A 16,231-nucleotide genomic window follows, 5' to 3' on the forward strand; every position below is an offset into this window, starting at 1 on the left:
CAACCTCCCGGCGCCGGAACATTCTAAGGTTACCCGCTGTGGCTGTTCGCCTTGGACGGCCGCCTCTTGTTCAACCACAGGAGTCCAAGGATGGGCAGCACGAGCGGGACGAAACCATAACCGCGTCCAAACAGCGACCACACAGTGTCATGCGGGAAGGCCACCGGATCGAACAGGCTTATGGCGCCAACTACCAGCACGCCGAGGAGTTCCACGAGTACCGCGGCCAACGACACTTTGAACCATGTGCGGCCCGGTTTTGCCAGCGAGATGGTCGCTGCGACATAGACGACGGCGGCGAACGCCGAGAGGATATGCGCCAGCGGAGCTTCGGTAAACTTGGTGGCAATCTGGTAGCCGGCACGGGCAGTGGCCGAGAGTGCGAAGACGGCATAGACCGCGATCAGCAAGCGCCCAGGGCCGGTGTTCCGTGTGTCTTTTTGGGGTATCCGGCCGGCATTTGCCTCAGTCTCGGTTCCAGTCATTTTGCGTTTTTCCTTCAAGGTCAGTACCAGATCTGGTTCATGCGGGCGGCCATGACGAGCGCGGTGACGCCTACCGCCGCCAGGACGAAGTTGCTCCAGCGGGTCCGTTCAAGGATGGCCCAATACACGGCCCCCAGCGGGATCATCAACGCCGTGATCAGGTATCCCCAGAACTCCCAGGCTTCGCCCGCCATCTGTTCACCGATGGCAACGCGGACAATCGAGCCAACCAAGTAGACCAGCAGGGCCAGCTCCACTGCCAACACGGAAAAGATTGTGACGTCGTTGGGGGCTTTCTTCATCAAACCTGCCACGACGCACGCGATCGTTGATACCAAACCAACGATGAGGATGGAGTAGAAATAACCGTCCATGCCTACTTTTCCCCGCCGATTCTAGCGGTTCCGGTTCCGGTTCCGGGGGCAAAGACCAACACAGGCTTCGCGAAGCTTCCAGTATCGGCCAGCAGGGCCACCAACTCTCCCGAAGGCGCGAACGCTGCGGCAGGATTCTCAGCGGTGGCAGCATCTGGCGTTCCGGCTCCAGGGCCTGCGGCAATGCGCCTGCCAAAGGAGATCTCGGTAGTTTCCTCGTCACTCAATTCGCGATTGGGCATCAGGGAGCGCGCGGCAAGGGACATGTCCAGGACTTCGAGTTCCCCGGCGAGTTCTTCCAACGTCCGCGCTTGCTCGATCGTGTAAGGGCCCACCTGGGTCCGCCGTAAGGCAGTGAGATGTCCACCGACGCCCAAAGCGATGCCGAGGTCACGGGCCAAAGCCCGGATGTAGGTGCCGGAAGAACATTCCACGGTGACATCGACGTCAACTACGCGGCCGCCGTCGATCCTGGTAATTGAGTGGATGTCGAAGCGGTGGATGGTCACGGGCCGGGCCGCAAGCTTGACTTCTTCGCCGGAGCGGACACGGGCATAGGAGCGTTCACCGTTGACCTTGATCGCGCTGACGCTGCTTGGTACCTGCTGAATGGGGCCGGTGAGGGCGGCGACGCCTTGTCCAATGGCCTCGTCGCTGACCTCCACTGCGCTGCGCGCCTGAGTGACTTCGCCTTCGGCGTCATCGGTGATGGTGGTTTCGCCGAGCCTGACAGTGGCCGTATACGTCTTGGACGTTCCCACTATGTACGTCAGGAGCCGGGTGGCCTTGTTGATCCCAAGGACCAGCACGCCGGTAGCCATGGGATCGAGCGTGCCCGCATGCCCCACTTTCCGGGTGCCAGCCAGCCGCCGCATCCGGCCAACCACATCATGGCTGGTCCATCCCTGCGGTTTGTCAACGATTACCAGTCCAGAAAGCACGCTTACCAGTATATGGGTGGCTAGGATAGCTCCCATGCCTGAGCTTGCCACACACGTCCGCGACGTCCCCGTGAACCAGATCCGAGAAATCACCGAGGCCGCCTGGACCACCCCAGGGGCGATCGTGCTCAGCATCGGCGAGCCGGGCTTTGCACTCCCACGGCACGTCCTCGACGCCGGAATAGCATGCCTTGAACGGGACGAAACCAACTACACCCCGAACGCAGGAATCCCAGCGCTCCGCGAAGCCTTCGCCAAGAGGTTCCGTGAGCATCATCACGTGGATATCGGAGCCGAACGCGTCTACGTGGTGGACGGAGCCCAACAAGGCCTGCACTTCGCGATGAGCCTGCTTCTCTCCCCCGGCGATGAAATCCTCCTGCCCAACCCCGGCTACCCCACCTTCGCCATGACCAGCCGGCTCCTCCACGCGGTCCCCGTTCCGTACCCCCTCTACCCGCATAACGACTTCCAGCCGGACATCGAGGACATTGAAGCCCTCATCACTCCGCAGACCCGGGTCCTCATGCTGAACTCGCCCTCCAACCCCCTGGGCGCCGTCATCAGCGAGGCCGCAACCCGGCAGCTTGTGGAACTCGCCGTGCGGCACGATCTCTGGATCATCTCTGATGAGTGCTATGAAGCCTTCACCTTTGACGTCCCGCATGTCAGCCCTGCCCGGTTCGATAGCGACATACCCGGTGAGGCACGCGTCTTCACATCACTGACGCTGTCAAAGACCTACGGGCTCACGGGCCTCCGGATCGGAGCCTTGATCTGTCCGCCGGGCATGGAAAAGAAGATGAACAATGTCATGGAAGCGATCGTTTCCTGCGTTGCCTCGCCATCGCAGTATGCGGCCTTGGCCGCGTTGACCGGCCCCCAGGAGTACGTGACGGACGCGCGCAACCACTACAGGAGCAACCGTGATGCCGCCTCCGCCATCCTGGAAGGCAAGGGCATTCCGTTCCTTGGCGCACAGGGAGCTTTCTACCTGTGGGCAAATGTCTCCCACGTCAGTGGCGGCGATGTCCGGGCCTGGGTCCACGCGTTTCTGGCCGATTCGGGTGTTGCCTTCGCGCCGGGCACCGCTTTTGGGTCGATCGGCGAGGATTGGATCCGGATTGCGCTGTGCGGCGATCAGCAGGAACTGCTCGACGGCGTCAGCCGGCTTCCTGCCCGGCCCTAGGAGCCGCTAGTAGTCGGTGCGTTCGGTGTTGTTACGCCAGGCCTCAAAGGGTGCCTCGGAGGCTGCTACCGGCGCATGTTCCACGGGAAGCAGCTCAGGCCGGGTACCGGCGAAGTACTCATAGAACACTGCATCATCGAAACCGGCCCTGGCGGCTCCGTGCCGGTCCGCAGCGAAATACACGCGGCCAATCCTGGCCCAGAGTGTGGCGGAGAGGCACAAAGGGCATGGCTCGCAACTGGCATAGAGTACCGAGCCGCTGAGATCGAAGTTGCCCATGTCCGCTGCGGCACGGCGAATGGCCACCACTTCGGCATGCGCCGTGGGATCGTTGTCGCGCGTTACCCGATTCACGCCCTCATGGACGCTGCCATCCGGGGTAACGACAACAGCGCCGAACGGCCCACCGCCGTCGGAAACGTTCTGGACAGCAAGCCGTATGGCCCGGTTCAGGAATTCATCGCGGTTCAGGAATTCATCATGCTGCTGTGCATTGTGCGCGGACATGCTTTCGATACTAACGACTTTGAGTACACGTAATGCCCCTGGGAACGCGTCCCAAGGGCATTAGGTGTACACAAACTCAAAAAGACTTTTAGCGGTTGGCGTCTTCGTCGAGTTCGTCATCGTCCGCGAGGTCGATGTCTTCTTCGTCGAAGTCGTCTTCGTCGATTTCTTCGGAGGCCTCGCCCTTGTAGGGGTCAGCCTCGCCTGCGTGCTTGGCGCCGGCAGCCAAAGCGGCTACCTCGGCGTCGCGACGCTTTGCTTCACGGAGCAGCTCCTCAAGGTTCGATGCGTTGACCGGGATCTGGTCAGCAACGAACTCGAGGGTGGGAGTGAGCCGGACGGTGATATTGCGGCCGACTTCCTGTCGCAGCACACCCTTGGCCTTCTCCAATGCCCTGGCGGCATCGGCGTGGGCTATCTCGTCACCAAAGACGGTGTAGTAGATGGTGGCGTGCTGAAGGTCGTTGGTGACGCGGGCGTCGGTGATCGTGATGGACTCGACGCGCGGGTCCTTGACCCGGCGGCCGAGGGCCTCGGCGACGACGACCTTTATCCGCTGCGCCAACTTGGCAGCGCGTGCCGGATCGGCCATGACTTCCTCCTGGAAAGTAGAAACGGGTACGGAACGGGTCCGCCGGGGCTACCCGACGGACCCGCTCCAAGCGGAACCTAGACGCGCGGCTTTTCGCGCATCTCGAAGGTCTCGATGATGTCGCCTTCGGTGATGTCGTTGAACGAGCCAAGACCGATACCACACTCGAAGTCAGTACGGACTTCGGTTGCGTCATCCTTGAAGCGCTTGAGCGTCTCAACGGTGAGGTTGTCACCGATGACCTTGCCGTCGCGGCTAACACGTGCCTTGGTGTTACGGCGGATGATGCCCGTGCGGACGATCGAACCGGCGATGTTTCCGAACTTGGAGGAACGGAAGACTTCGCGGACTTCGGCAGTACCGAGCTGGACTTCTTCGTACTCCGGCTTGAGCATGCCCTTGAGGGCCATCTCGATGTCATCGATTGCTGCGTAGATGACGGAGTAGAAGCGCATGTCCACGCCTTCGCGGTCAGCCAGTTCAGCGACGCGCTCAGCCGGCTTGACGTTGAAGCCGATGATGATGGCGTTGTCCACCGTTGCCAGGTTGACGTCGTTCTGCGTGATGGCACCCACACCGCGGTGGATGACACGGAGCTGAACGTCGTCGTCTCCGACATCGATCTTGAGCAAGGCGTCTTCGAGGGCTTCCACGGCACCGGAGACGTCACCCTTGAGGATGAGGTTGAGGGTGTCGATCTTGCCTTCAGCAACGGCCTGGTCAAAGTCTTCCAGGCTGATGCGCTTGCGACGCTTGGCCAGTGCGGCGTTGCGGTCGGCAGCTTCACGCTTCTCGGCGATCTGGCGGGCCGTACGCTCGTCCGGCGTCACCAGGAAGGTGTCACCTGCACGCGGCACGTTGGACAGGCCGAGGACCTGGACCGGACGCGACGGCAGTGCGACATCGAGGGCCTCGCCGTTTTCGTCGAACATTGCACGGACGCGGCCGTGGGCCGTACCTGCCACGATCGTGTCACCCACGGCCAAGGTACCGGACTGCACCAGGACGGTGGCCACGGAACCGCGGCCCTTGTCCAGGTTCGCTTCGATGGCAATGCCTCGAGCGTCCTTGTCCGGGTTGGCGCGCAGATCCAGTGCGGCGTCAGCCGTCAGCAGGACGGCGTCGATCAGTTCGTCGATGTTGAGGTTCTGGCGGGCAGAAACCTCAACGAACATGGTGTCGCCACCGTATTCTTCGGGAACCAGGCCGTACTCGGTGAGCTGACCCTTGACCTTGTCAGGGTTGGCGCCTTCCTTGTCGATCTTGTTCACTGCCACGACGATCGGCACGTTGGCTGCCTGGGCGTGGTTGAGTGCTTCCACCGTCTGCGGCATAACGCCGTCGTCGGCTGCAACAACCAGGATCGCGATGTCGGTGACCTTGGCACCACGTGCACGCATGGCCGTGAAGGCCTCGTGACCGGGGGTGTCAATGAAGGTGATGTCGCGGGCCGTGCCCTCGTGGATGTGGCTGATCTGGTAAGCACCGATGTGCTGGGTGATTCCACCGTGCTCGCCGGCCACAACGTTGGAGTTGCGGATGGCGTCAAGCAGGCGGGTCTTACCGTGGTCAACGTGACCCATGACGGTGACAACCGGCGGGCGGGCCTCAAGGACGTCGTCACCCTCGGCGTCAAGCTCGTCCTGGATGTTGATGTCGAACTGGTCCAGCAGCTCGCGCTCTTCGTCTTCCGGCGAAACAACCTGGAGCTTGTAGCCAAGTTCGGCACCAAGCAGTCCAAAGGTGTCTTCGTCGAGGGACTGCGTAGCCGTTGCCATCTCACCGAGGTGGAACAGAACGGTCACGAGCGACGCGGGGTTCGCATCGATCTTCTCTGCAAAGTCCGTGATGGAGGAACCACGGCGCAAACGGATGATGGTCTCGCCATCGCCGCGGGGTACGGACACGCCGCCCAGCGACGGAGCACTCATCTGCTCCAGTTCCTGGCGCTTTGCACGCTTCGACTTGCGCTGCTTGCCACGACCGGCGCCGCCCTTGCCGAAGGCACCCTGGGTACCACCGCGACCGCGGCCACCCTTGCCAAAGCCACCGCCGGCGGGAGCGCCGCCACCGGTACCTGCACCTGGTGCGCCACCGGGACGACCCGGTCCGCCACCCGGACGGCCTGCGCCACCGGGACGACCTGCGCCACCGGGCGCAGGACGCTCAGTGCGGTTGGGCATCATGCCCGGAGTAGGCCGGTTTCCACCGGGGCCACCAGCCGGACGCGGAGCACCACCGGGACGGGGTGCACCGGGACGCGGAGCACCCGGACGGGGACCACCGCTGCCCGCTGCGGGACGGGGACCACCGGCACCTGCTGCGGGACGGGGACCACCGGGGCGTTCGCCATCGTTGCGGCCACCTGCACGGGGCATGCCCTGCGAGGTTGCAAACGGGTTGTTACCCGGGCGCGGCGGACGTTCGCCATCGCCACCACGGCCGCGGGGCATGCCCTGGGACGTGGCGAAGGGGTTGTTGCCCGGACGGGGACCGCCTGGACGCGGGGCCTGGCCGCCCTGGCGGGACGGAGCCGGAGTCTCTGCCTTGGGAGCAGGACGGGCACCGGGCTTGGCCGAGAACGGCGTCGTGGATGCGGCGGGAGCCGAGGGCGCTGCCGGGGCAGGCGCCGCAGGAGCAGGTGCAGCGGGGGCAGCAGGTGCCGCCGCGGCGGGTGCTGCCGGAGCCGGAGCCTTGGGTGCAGCGGGACCCGGAGCCGGAGCGGCCGGACGGGATGTTGCGGGAGCAGCCGGAGCCTTGGGGGCGGCTGCAGGTGCGGGGGCAGCTGCCTTTGCAGCGCCTGCACCGGGGTAGGCGTCGCGAAGCTTCTTCACGACGGGGGCCTCAATGGTGGAAGAGGCGGAGCGAACGAATTCGCCCAATTCCTGCAGTTTTGTTACTGCATCTTTGGAAGTAATACCGAGCTCTTTGGCGAGCTCATGTACGCGGACCTTGGCCACATTTCTCCTGTCTCGGTCCGCACCGAGCCAGGCACGAACCGTCTACTTCTTACTGCGGGCCCCTGCCGCTAGCGCGACTGAAAGGCCCATTGCAGAGCGCAACAAAGTTGTCATCGTTACGCACTCATCGCTGGGAACTCATCGGGTTTCCATCAGTTTTCTGACCCGCTTTCAGGTTTGGACGGTTTTCCTGTGGCAGCCGGGGCCTCCACAAGTGGCGCGCCTGACATGAAGTAGCTTTCGACGGCGCCCGTTTCAGCAGCGCCCGCAAGGGCCCTTCCGAAAGCACGCCGCTTGATTGCCAATGCCAAGCACTTTTCGCTGGGATGCAGCCACGCACCCCTGCCGGCCATCCGGCGTCGAACATCGACAAGGACAGTGGACGAACCACGACCTTGGGCGACCAGCCGGACAAGCTCGGACCGGGAGCCTTGCTTCCGGCATCCGATGCACGTACGAACAGGGCCATGGCCGCGTTCAAGCAGTTCAGCCACGACGTGTCCTTACCTGCCTCTGCAAACTTGCGCTGACGGCCGATACTGCACATGCAGATAAGGCACGTCAAAGCGCGCGGATACCGGACGTAAGCCCGATTCCATCTATTCTAGCCCCCCGGCCCCGGACAGCCGAAACCGGCCGCACCGCCAGCGCGGCGCGGCTCCCGACGGCGAGGCCGCCGGAACGATCGCTAGTCGGTCTTGGCCGGGGCGGCGTCGGACACGATATCGATCCGCCATCCGGTCAGCTTCGCAGCAAGGCGTGCGTTCTGGCCTTCCTTGCCAATCGCCAAGGAGAGCTGGTAGTCCGGCACAACTACCCGGGCCGAGCGCGTTGCCTCGTCCGTGATAGTGACCGAATTCACCCGGGACGGCGACAAGGAGTTGGCGATGAAGGTCGCAGGATCCTCGCTGAAGTCCACGATGTCGATCTTTTCGTCATTGAGCTCAGTCATGACTGCACGGACGCGGGAGCCCATTTCGCCGATGCAAGCGCCCTTGGCGTTGACACCGGGGGTGTTCGCTTTGACGGCGATCTTGGTGCGGTGGCCGGCTTCCCGGGCAAGTGCCACGATCTCGACGGAACGGTCCGCGATTTCCGGAACTTCCATTTCGAACAACTTACGGACCAGGCCCGGGTGCGAACGCGACAACGTAATGGACGGACCCTTCGCCCCGCGGTGGACATCCACCACGAAGGCACGAAGCCTGCTGCCGTGAATGTACTTCTCGCCGGGAACCTGCTCCGGTGGCGGCAACAGGGCCTCCACCGATCCGAGGTTTACCTGGATCATGTGCGGGTTGTTGCCCTGCTGGATCATGCCGGCGACGAGTTCGCCTTCGCGACCCTTGAATTCGCCCAATACGTTATCGTCCTCAACGTCACGAAGACGCTGCAGGATGATCTGGCGCGCCGTGCTTGCAGCGATGCGGCCGAAACCGGCCGGGGTGTCCTCGAACTCCCCGATGGCCTCGCCGTCGTCGTCGATTTCCGTTGCCCAGATGGTCACGTGGCCGCTCTTGCGGTCCAGCTCGGCGCGGGCCTTCTCGAAGGCACCGGGCGTCTTGTGATAGGCCACCAGGAGCGCTTGCTCGATGGTGGGAATCAGGAGGTCCAGCGGGATTTCACGCTCACGCTCCAGGAGTCTCAGTGCGCTCATGTCAATATCCATTAGGCCTCCTCGGAAGGTCCATTGTGTTCGTCTGCCAGCCCGGCCTCGTGGAGGTGGCTGAATTCAATCTCGACTTTTCCGTGGCGGATCCTGTCGAAAGGAATAGTGATGGGGTCGCCCTGTTTGGGCTTCATGCCCTTTTTGACCTCGTGCTCCGGAATGAGGGTCACACCGGCGTCATCTACTGACGCAATCCGGCCAAGGACGTTCTCACCCTGGATGACGTTGACCCTGACCATGCGGCCGCGGGCCCTGTGCCAGTGGCGTGGTTCCGTCAGCGGACGGCCTACTCCTGGCGAAGAAACTTCGAGGTCGTAGGGACGGCCGTCGTCGTGGGGATCGTTGTCCAGAATATCGGACAACCCACGCGAGACATCTGCGATGGCGTCCAGGCTGACGCCTCCGGTCTCCTCCTGCGGAAGATCCACGACGACGTGGACCGTGCGGTGTGAACCGGCGACGTGGATGGAAACATCCTCGAGGTAGAGCCTGTTGGCAAGGACTGCCGGTTCGAGCAGCGCCTTTAGCCTGCGCTCTTCCGGGTTGTGGATGGTGGCCGTTGAATTCGACTCAGTACGGTCTGTTGAAGTCGTGGCTTCCGAGTCACTCACGTTGCCCGCCGCCTCCCGATAGATGTTGTTGTGACTACTAGCCTAACGATTTTCGGCAGCACATGGTGCACGGAGTTTCCCGTCCACATGACACCATGGTGTGTTGTGGACGAGCAGACAAGTGAAAAACGACGATCACCAGCTTGGGGTCGGCTCCTTCTCATTTCCGTGGTTGGGCTGCTCGTTGCGGGCACGGGAATCGTACTTCTACCGCGGGATTCCGGGACTCCCCCTGAGGTTTCGTTCTCCGAGTCTGCCCTCGCCGACGCTTTCGCCGATACCCACAGGTTGCGGGAATCGACTGCTGGATTGATGGCAGCTGCAGGATCCGGTTCCCAAACGGCCGCACTGGACGATGCTGTGACATTGCTGACAACACAGTCACGGGCCCTCCTTCCACCTTCTGCCGCAGCCAGCGCCATGGCCGGCACTGCTGATACTTCTGCCTCCTCCGCAGCCTCGACGGCAGACGATAAAGATGACCCGGCTGAAGATGATGCGGCCCCGGAAACGACGCCTGTTTCGGTCGTGGCTGGCCTGACCGCCAGCGGCCGGCAACGACTGCAGGACGCCCGCGAGGCCGACGGCGGGATCGCCCGGTTGCTCGCCGCCGTCGGATCCGCCCAACTTCTCCAGGGCGAAAAACTGGCTGCGATGTGGCAGCTGCCGGTACCGTCGCCGACGTCGAGCGGTAACCCGCCTGCCACAACACCAGCTGTGCACCAGTGCCCTTCAGTCAGCCCCACCCCGGATGCAACCGCTGCCACTACCGATGCGGCTCTTGCGGCCACTGTCCGCTCCGAACAGGAAGCCGTCTACATCTATCAGGTGGCGCTGAAGCGATTGGACGCTGGCGCAACGGCCCAAGCCGCCAAGGACCTTGCGGTGCACGAGCGTCTCCTTCAACAAGCAGAAGCCCTGACCCGCCGTAACTGTGGCGACGTCCCTACCCGGGAGGCCGGATACAGGCTGCCTGCACAGTTCGCTGAAGACCCGGCCGCGGGCTTGGGAGCCCTGGAATCGGACTCCCTGCAGGGATTTGGCGACCTCATCGCGCTTTCGACAGGAGAGACCCGGGACTGGGCTGCCAGCAGCCTGCTGGCCGCCGTCCGCAGGAGCCTGGATTGGGGCGCCACGCTTGCCGCCTTGCCGGGGTTGGAGTTCGACGGCGATGACTTGCCTCCCCTGCCGACGCCCACCCCCGGGTGAGTCCAAGCGGCGGATGGGATAGGCGAGCCTAGCCATGCTGGTCAAGGCGGCCCGCCGGTGCTTGGCTTGAAACATGGCTTCCGCAGAAACTGCCACCACGCACGAGAACGAACCGCATCGCGATGACCTTGCCCACAGGCTGAACTGGCTGCGCGCCGGAGTTTTGGGTGCGAACGACGGCATCGTCTCCGTCGCCGCAATCGTCGTCGGCGTGGCCGGCGCCACGACCAACACCGGCAGCATCCTTGCCGCCGGCACGGCTGGCCTGGTCGGTGGAGCAATTTCCATGGCGTTGGGCGAATATGTATCCGTCAGCAGCCAGAGCGACACGCAGAAGTCGCTCATCGAGAAGGAACGCCGGGAACTCGCCGAACAGCCGGAGGAGGAACTCGAAGAGCTCGCCGCGATCTACCAGGCGAAGGGGCTCACCGCGCGTACCGCCCGGACAGTGGCGGAAGAACTGACGAAGCATGATGCTCTTGCCGCCCATCTGTCCGCCGAGCTCAATATCCACGAAGACGACATCGTGAGTCCGTGGAACGCCGCCCTTGCATCGGCAGTGGCGTTTACCCTGGGCGCCGTGCTTCCCATGCTTGCCATCCTGCTCCCTCCCCCCGCAATGCGGGTTCCGCTGACGTTCGTTGCCGTTCTGCTGGCTCTCGCGATCACGGGAGCCGTGGGGGCTTGGATTGGTGGGGCACCGAGGTTCCGCGCTGCAGCCCGGGTGGTGTTGGGCGGAGCCTTGGCGCTTGCAGCCACGTTCTCGATCGGAAGCCTCTTGGGCGCCAGCGGCGTTTTCTGAGGGTACTACCGCCGGGCAGAGCTAGGCTGATGGCGTGACCCTTCACGCCATGATTCCGATTCCGGGCGACCTGCACGCCCGCTACAACCGCAATTCTGCGGGGCGGGACTGGCTCGCGAGCCTTCCGGGGCTTATCCGTGAGGCTTTGGACCGTTGGCAGTTGTCCGTGGACCTCGCACCCGGTGAAGAGCCGTGGAACGGACACGGAGCCTTGGTTGTGCCCGTTCTCCAGCACGGCAGGCAGGCTGCGCTGAAGATCGCCTATCCGCATGAGGAAGCACTTGTAGAGCGCCATGCCTTGGCCCTGTGGGATGGCCACGGAGCTGTCCGGCTCCTGGCCGCCGACGCCGCCAGTTGCTCCATGCTGCTGGAACGCCTTGACGCGTTCCGGTGGCTGCAGGATGCCCCCATGGATGAAGCCCGGCAGGTCTGGGGTGACATCATGCGCGAGCTTTCAATTGCCCCGGATGATCGTCCCGAGTGGCGGGGATTCGATCACATCGCTGCCACGGCCGAGCGCTGGAGCGACGAAATGCCTTCGGAGTGGGAGCTGCAGGACCGGCCCTTCCCGCGATGGTTATTGGAAGCCGCGCTGGAAGTGTGCCAGACCCGCGGTGCTGTTGGCCGCCGATCCGGCAGGGACGTCCTGGTACACACCGATCTCCACTTCATGAACATCCTCGCCATCTTGGGCACCGGCCGCCGCGAATACTTGGCCATCGATCCCCAGCCGCAGATCGGTGAGGCCGAATTTGCGGTGGCACCTGTTCTGTGGAACCGGATCAAGGATCTGTCACATCGCGACCCTGCAGCTGCCCTGCGGGAGCGATGCAGGGATTTCAGCCTCGCCGCTGGGCTTGATCCGGAGGTCGCGCGACAGTGGAGCGTTGCCCGCGAAGTGGACAACGCCCTGTGGTACGCGGGAAAACGAGGACACGAAGGCGATCTGGCCCGTTCCCTGTGGGTGGCGAGCACACTGGCGGGCAGGACGCTCGAAGGACTTCCAGCAGCACATGATTTGCCCGAGCCCGGGGACGCAGTCAGCTGACGTTGTCGTTCCAGACGTCCACGCCGAGCTTGATGATCAGTGCCGCCACGACGATCAGGAAGACGATCCGTACAAAGCTGCTCCCCCTGGCTACAGCGGTCCGGGCACCAAGGTATCCGCCCGCCATGTTCGCCAGCCCCAGCACCAGGCCCACTCCCCACAACAAGGAACCGTGAGGGAGGAAGAAGATGAGCGCACCGGCATTGGTGGCCATGTTGACGATCTTGGCCTTGGCGCTGGCTTCAAGGAAGGCGTAGCCCATGGCCGAGACCAAGGCGATCACCAGGAATGATCCCGTACCGGGACCGATCAGGCCATCGTAAAAACCGATCACGGCACCGATCACGCAGGCCACCACATAGTGCTTGTGCCCATCGTGCCGCAGAGCAGTCAGCTCGCCCGCGCTGGGGCGGAGTGCCGTGAAAATCGCGACGGCGATCAGCGCCACGACAATGATGGGCTTAAAGACGCTGGCCGGCAGCGAAGCAGCGAGGATGGCACCGCCAAAGCTCCCCGCCAGCGCAATCACCGCCATGGGTATTGCCGTTTTGAGGTCCGGTCCCACTCGCCGGTAATACGTTGTGGCACTGGTGGTGGTGCCGAAGATGGAACCCATCTTGTTCGTGGCCAGGGCCTGGACGGGGGTGATGCCAGGAACCAGCAGCAGTGCGGGGAGCTGGATCAGCCCCCCGCCTCCTACTACCGCGTCAACCCAGCCGGCTGCGAATCCAGCCACCACAATCAGGATGATGGTGGTGAGCTGGATGGTCTCGAAGCCGGAAATCACCGGTTACGGACAGCGTTGACCACGTAATCCACGGCTTTTTCCACCGAGATGTTCTCGGCTTCACCGCTGCGACGGTCCTTGATCTCCACAACGCCGTCCACCAGTCCACGGCCGACGGCCAAGATAGTGGGCACGCCGACGAGCTCGGCATCGCCAAACTTGACGCCGGGAGAAACCTTGGGCCGGTCATCAAAGATGACGTCGAGGCCTGCGGCCTCGAGTTCCGCCGACAGCTTCTCTGCAGCTTCGAAAATTTCGTCACCGCGGCCCACAGCCACAACGTGTACGTCGGCCGGGGCCACCGAGCGTGGCCACACGAGGCCGCGGTCGTCATGGTTGGCTTCTGCAAGGGCTGCGACAGCACGGGTGACACCAACACCATAGGAGCCCATGGTGACAACTACCTGCTTGCCGTTCTGGTCCAGTACCTTCAGATCCAGCGCCTCGGCGTACTTGCGTCCGAGTTGGAAGATGTGGCCCATTTCGATGCCACGGGCAGTTTCAAGCGGTCCGGAGCCGTCGGGCGCCGGATCCCCTGCGCGGACGTCGGTGCATTCGATGACGCCGTCCCAGGTGAAGTCGCGGCCCGCTACCAGTCCGAAGACGTGCTTGCCATCGATGTTGGCGCCCGTCACCCAGGTTGTGCCTGAGACGACGCGGGGATCCACGAGGTACAGCAGCTTGGAAGAGCCTTCCAGGCCCAGCACTGCTTCATCCAGGGACAAACCAGGCCCGATGTAGCCCTTCACCAACCACGGCAGCTTCTTGAGGTCTTCCTCGTTGGCTGCCTCCAGGCCGATCTCGCCGGCAATGGGAAGGAACGATCCTATGTTCGCTTCCACCCGTTTGAGATCCACGGCACGGTCACCCGGAACGCCGAGGACAACGATCTGGCGTTCACCGGTGGGGAGAGTCACGGCGAGGACGACGTTCTTCAGCGTGTCAGCGGCAGTCCAGGCGCCGTCATCGACCTCGCCGCGGGGTGCGAGCTGGTTGGCTGCGTCAACCAGCGTCTCGATGGTGGGGGTGTTCGGGGTGTCCAGAACCTGGGCAGCCGGCGCGTCCGTGAAATCAATATCCTCAGGGACAACCGTGGTGACGGCCTCGACGTTGGCGTAATAGCCGCCGGCCGAGCGCACAAAGGTGTCCTCGCCGATCTCCGTGGGGAAGAGGAATTCTTCGCTCTTGGAGCCGCCCATGGCGCCTGCCGTGGCAGCAACCGGAATGACTTCCAGGCCCAGGCGTTCGAAGATCTTCAGGTATGCGGCGCGGTGGGCGGCGTAGCTTGCGTCCAGGCCGGCGTCGTCAACGTCGAACGAGTAGGAGTCCTTCATGATGAACTCGCGCCCACGGAGGAGACCTGCACGGGGGCGCGCTTCATCGCGGTACTTGTTCTGGATCTGGTACAGGCTCAACGGCAGGTCCTTGTACGAGGAGTACAGGTCCTTGACCAGGAGGGTGAACATTTCCTCGTGCGTCGGAGCCAGAAGGTAGTCGGCACCCTTGCGGTCCTGAAGCCTGAACAGGCCCTCTCCGTACTCGGTCCAGCGGTTGGTGGCCTCGTAGGGTTCGCGCGGCAGCAGTGCCGGGAAGTGGACTTCCTGCGCGCCGATGGCGGACATTTCCTGCCGGATGATTTCCTCCACCTTGCGCAGGACGCTGAGTCCCAGCGGCAGCCATGTGTAAATGCCAGGTGCGGCACGGCGGATGTAACCGGCCCGGACCAGGAGCTTGTGGCTGGCGACCTCGGCGTCGACGGGATCTTCACGCAGGGTGCGCAGGAACAACTGGGAAAGGCGAAGGACCACGGGTACGTATCCGTTTCTATGGCAGATGTGGCAAAAACAACTGTCTACTAATCTACCGGCTGCCAGCGGGCGGCTTCGCACAGAACGGCTTAGCACAGAGAAGAGCCACGCCGTCGCGTCTGGAAGCCCCTGGCCAAAGATCGGCTGGTCATCCTGCGATGGCGTGGCTCAGCGGCCGGCCGGCCGCAGACTCTGTCCGGGGACTAGTCCCCCGTTCCCTCCAGCGGAACGGGTTCGCCTGCGACTGGGACGCATTGGTGACTGCCGAACTCACGGATGGTGCGGCTGCCAAAGGCATCCTTCAAGGTCTTTGCCATGATTCCCCCTGTAACCACCCGTGCCCCATCGACACGGCTTGGGAAAAACCTATGTGATAGCGGACACGTTTTCAAGGATTTTGATGGCAAAGGCCTATTGACCGCCCCGCTGGCCGGACTTAGCGTTAATTCATCACATGGTGAATTACTGGACGGTGCCGGAGGCCGCCATGTCACAAGCAGCAATAGAGGCCACGGGCCTGCACATCTCCCGGGGCCGGACAAGAATTTTGCGGGGCCTGGATTTCGCCGTGGCCAGCGGGCGCATCACGGGGCTTCTAGGCCCGTCAGGAAGCGGCAAGACAACACTCATGCGCGGCATCGTGGGGGTCCAGCGGATCACCCGTGGATCCATCAGCGTCCTGGGCCGCCCAGCCGGCAGCGCACCGTTGAGGCACGACGTCGGGTACGTCACCCAAGGTGCCAGCGTCTACGCGGACCTCAGCGTCGAAGCCAACGTCAAGTACTTCGGCGCCATGCACAAGGCAACGGCGACGGACGTCGCGGAGTCGATTGCCGCCGTCGGGCTCGAATCGTTTGCCAGGCAGAAAGCCGGGAACCTCTCGGGCGGGGAGTTCAGCCGCGTGTCCCTGGCGTGCGCGCTGGTGGCGCACCCCAAGCTCCTGGTCCTGGACGAACCGACGGTGGGCCTGGATCCGGTGCTGCGTGCAGAGTTGTGGGAGCGGTTCGTTGATATGGCCGCCGGCGGAACAACGCTCCTGGTTTCCAGTCATGTGATGGAAGAAGCGTCGCATTGTTCCTCGTTGCTGCTTCTGCGGGACGGCCTGCTGCTGGCGCAGCTCACACCCGCCGAGCTCGCAAGCCGGGGACGCAGCAACGACCTTGAGCGCGCGTTCCTGAACATGATCAAAGACGCCGAACGTGGCCCGGACAGCGGTCAGCCGGCAAAGGAAAGCCAGGTGGCATCATGA

At 63.4% G+C, this 16,231-nt stretch carries 17 protein-coding genes; 6 read left to right on the forward strand and 11 right to left on the reverse strand.

Features of this window, described 5'->3' with window-relative positions:
* Positions 1-29: 29 nt before the first annotated feature.
* From ABIE18_RS04450 to truB, 3 genes are read right to left on the reverse strand one after another with little or no spacing between them, the layout of a single operon-like run.
* The gene (locus tag ABIE18_RS04450) at positions 30-485 is read right to left on the reverse strand and encodes a hypothetical protein (protein ID WP_499721445.1); all 456 of its coding nucleotides are present in this window, start codon (positions 483-485) and stop codon (positions 30-32) included.
* A 20-nt stretch (positions 486-505) separates the two neighbouring features.
* Positions 506-859, reverse strand: a complete 354-nt coding sequence (locus ABIE18_RS04455) for a hypothetical protein (protein WP_499721446.1) — start codon at positions 857-859, stop codon at positions 506-508.
* A 2-nt stretch (positions 860-861) separates the two neighbouring features.
* Positions 862-1,800 (reverse strand): tRNA pseudouridine(55) synthase TruB, encoded by a 939-nt coding sequence (gene truB / locus ABIE18_RS04460; protein WP_499721447.1) that lies wholly within the window; start codon positions 1,798-1,800, stop codon positions 862-864.
* 34 nt (positions 1,801-1,834) lie between these two features.
* On the opposite strand from truB, the gene ABIE18_RS04465 reads away from it, so the two are divergent.
* Entirely contained in the window at positions 1,835-2,989 is a 1,155-nt protein-coding gene (locus ABIE18_RS04465; protein ID WP_499721448.1) for a pyridoxal phosphate-dependent aminotransferase, read from the forward strand.
* A gap of 6 nt (positions 2,990-2,995) precedes the next feature.
* Here the strand turns inward: ABIE18_RS04465 and ABIE18_RS04470 are convergent, their stop codons facing one another.
* The 4 genes from ABIE18_RS04470 to ABIE18_RS04485 form a co-directional block, all read right to left on the reverse strand.
* Complete coding sequence (locus tag ABIE18_RS04470) at positions 2,996-3,496, reverse strand: nucleoside deaminase (RefSeq protein WP_477513614.1); 501 nt, start codon at positions 3,494-3,496, stop codon at positions 2,996-2,998.
* Between the two features lie 88 nt (positions 3,497-3,584).
* The gene (rbfA, locus tag ABIE18_RS04475) at positions 3,585-4,088 is read right to left on the reverse strand and encodes a 30S ribosome-binding factor RbfA (RefSeq protein ID WP_431119451.1); all 504 of its coding nucleotides are present in this window, start codon (positions 4,086-4,088) and stop codon (positions 3,585-3,587) included.
* 77 nt (positions 4,089-4,165) lie between these two features.
* Positions 4,166-7,048 (reverse strand): translation initiation factor IF-2, encoded by a 2,883-nt coding sequence (infB, locus tag ABIE18_RS04480; protein WP_477513615.1) that lies wholly within the window; start codon positions 7,046-7,048, stop codon positions 4,166-4,168.
* Between the two features lie 152 nt (positions 7,049-7,200).
* Entirely contained in the window at positions 7,201-7,455 is a 255-nt protein-coding gene (locus ABIE18_RS04485; protein ID WP_477513782.1) for a YlxR family protein, read from the reverse strand.
* Between ABIE18_RS04485 and ABIE18_RS04490 the strand changes: the two genes are divergently transcribed.
* Complete coding sequence (locus ABIE18_RS04490) at positions 7,375-7,578, forward strand: hypothetical protein (protein ID WP_309928041.1); 204 nt, start codon at positions 7,375-7,377, stop codon at positions 7,576-7,578. The two genes, ABIE18_RS04485 and ABIE18_RS04490, sit on opposite strands and share 81 nt — an antisense overlap.
* A 158-nt stretch (positions 7,579-7,736) precedes the next feature.
* Here the strand turns inward: ABIE18_RS04490 and nusA are convergent, their stop codons facing one another.
* Together nusA and rimP are read right to left on the reverse strand one after the other, a co-directional pair.
* Positions 7,737-8,717: a transcription termination factor NusA gene (nusA, locus tag ABIE18_RS04495; protein WP_431119447.1), complete on the reverse strand. Its 981-nt coding sequence runs from the start codon at positions 8,715-8,717 to the stop codon at positions 7,737-7,739.
* Positions 8,717-9,328, reverse strand: a complete 612-nt coding sequence (gene rimP, locus ABIE18_RS04500) for a ribosome maturation factor RimP (protein ID WP_224092279.1) — start codon at positions 9,326-9,328, stop codon at positions 8,717-8,719. Before rimP ends, nusA begins: the two co-directional genes overlap by 1 nt.
* Before the next feature lie 105 nt (positions 9,329-9,433).
* On the opposite strand from rimP, the gene ABIE18_RS04505 reads away from it, so the two are divergent.
* The 3 genes from ABIE18_RS04505 (at position 9,434) to ABIE18_RS04515 (ending at position 12,387) form a co-directional block, all read left to right on the forward strand.
* A complete protein-coding gene (locus ABIE18_RS04505) occupies positions 9,434-10,537 on the forward strand; it encodes a DUF4439 domain-containing protein (RefSeq protein ID WP_499721449.1) in 1,104 nt (367 codons plus the stop codon).
* A gap of 73 nt (positions 10,538-10,610) precedes the next feature.
* The gene (locus ABIE18_RS04510; protein WP_499721450.1) at positions 10,611-11,339 is read left to right on the forward strand and encodes a VIT1/CCC1 transporter family protein; all 729 of its coding nucleotides are present in this window, start codon (positions 10,611-10,613) and stop codon (positions 11,337-11,339) included.
* 49 nt (positions 11,340-11,388) lie between these two features.
* Positions 11,389-12,387, forward strand: coding sequence for an aminoglycoside phosphotransferase family protein (locus ABIE18_RS04515; RefSeq protein ID WP_499721866.1), 999 nt, complete (start codon positions 11,389-11,391; stop codon positions 12,385-12,387).
* On the opposite strand, the gene ABIE18_RS04520 is transcribed toward ABIE18_RS04515, so the two are convergent.
* Both ABIE18_RS04520 and ABIE18_RS04525 read right to left on the reverse strand, forming a co-directional pair.
* Positions 12,380-13,174, reverse strand: a complete 795-nt coding sequence (locus ABIE18_RS04520) for a sulfite exporter TauE/SafE family protein (RefSeq protein WP_499721451.1) — start codon at positions 13,172-13,174, stop codon at positions 12,380-12,382. The two genes, ABIE18_RS04515 and ABIE18_RS04520, sit on opposite strands and share 8 nt — an antisense overlap.
* Entirely contained in the window at positions 13,171-14,982 is a 1,812-nt protein-coding gene (locus tag ABIE18_RS04525; protein WP_499721452.1) for a proline--tRNA ligase, read from the reverse strand. Before ABIE18_RS04525 ends, ABIE18_RS04520 begins: the two co-directional genes overlap by 4 nt.
* Positions 14,983-15,469: 487 nt before the next feature.
* Between ABIE18_RS04525 and ABIE18_RS04530 the strand changes: the two genes are divergently transcribed.
* The gene (locus ABIE18_RS04530; protein WP_499721453.1) at positions 15,470-16,231 is read left to right on the forward strand and encodes an ABC transporter ATP-binding protein; all 762 of its coding nucleotides are present in this window, start codon (positions 15,470-15,472) and stop codon (positions 16,229-16,231) included.

The organism is Arthrobacter sp. 2762, from assembly GCF_040548745.1.
In the GTDB taxonomy this organism is placed as follows: domain Bacteria; phylum Actinomycetota; class Actinomycetes; order Actinomycetales; family Micrococcaceae; genus Arthrobacter.

Excerpts from the sequence above, each read along its gene's own strand:
- ABIE18_RS04450 (WP_499721445.1), bottom strand. The coding sequence starts at position 485 with ATGACTGGAACCGAGACTGAGGCAAATGCCGGCCGGATACCCCAAAAA.
- ABIE18_RS04455 (WP_499721446.1), bottom strand. The coding sequence starts at position 859 with ATGGACGGTTATTTCTACTCCATCCTCATCGTTGGTTTGGTATCAACG.
- ABIE18_RS04465 (WP_499721448.1), top strand. The coding sequence starts at position 1,835 with ATGCCTGAGCTTGCCACACACGTCCGCGACGTCCCCGTGAACCAGATC.
- ABIE18_RS04470 (WP_477513614.1), bottom strand. The coding sequence starts at position 3,496 with ATGTCCGCGCACAATGCACAGCAGCATGATGAATTCCTGAACCGCGAT.
- rbfA (WP_431119451.1), bottom strand. The coding sequence starts at position 4,088 with ATGGCCGATCCGGCACGCGCTGCCAAGTTGGCGCAGCGGATAAAGGTC.
- ABIE18_RS04490 (WP_309928041.1), top strand. The coding sequence starts at position 7,375 with ATGCAGCCACGCACCCCTGCCGGCCATCCGGCGTCGAACATCGACAAG.
- nusA (WP_431119447.1), bottom strand. The coding sequence starts at position 8,717 with ATGGATATTGACATGAGCGCACTGAGACTCCTGGAGCGTGAGCGTGAA.
- ABIE18_RS04510 (WP_499721450.1), top strand. The coding sequence starts at position 10,611 with ATGGCTTCCGCAGAAACTGCCACCACGCACGAGAACGAACCGCATCGC.
- ABIE18_RS04515 (WP_499721866.1), top strand. The coding sequence starts at position 11,389 with ATGATTCCGATTCCGGGCGACCTGCACGCCCGCTACAACCGCAATTCT.
- ABIE18_RS04530 (WP_499721453.1), top strand. The coding sequence starts at position 15,470 with ATGTCACAAGCAGCAATAGAGGCCACGGGCCTGCACATCTCCCGGGGC.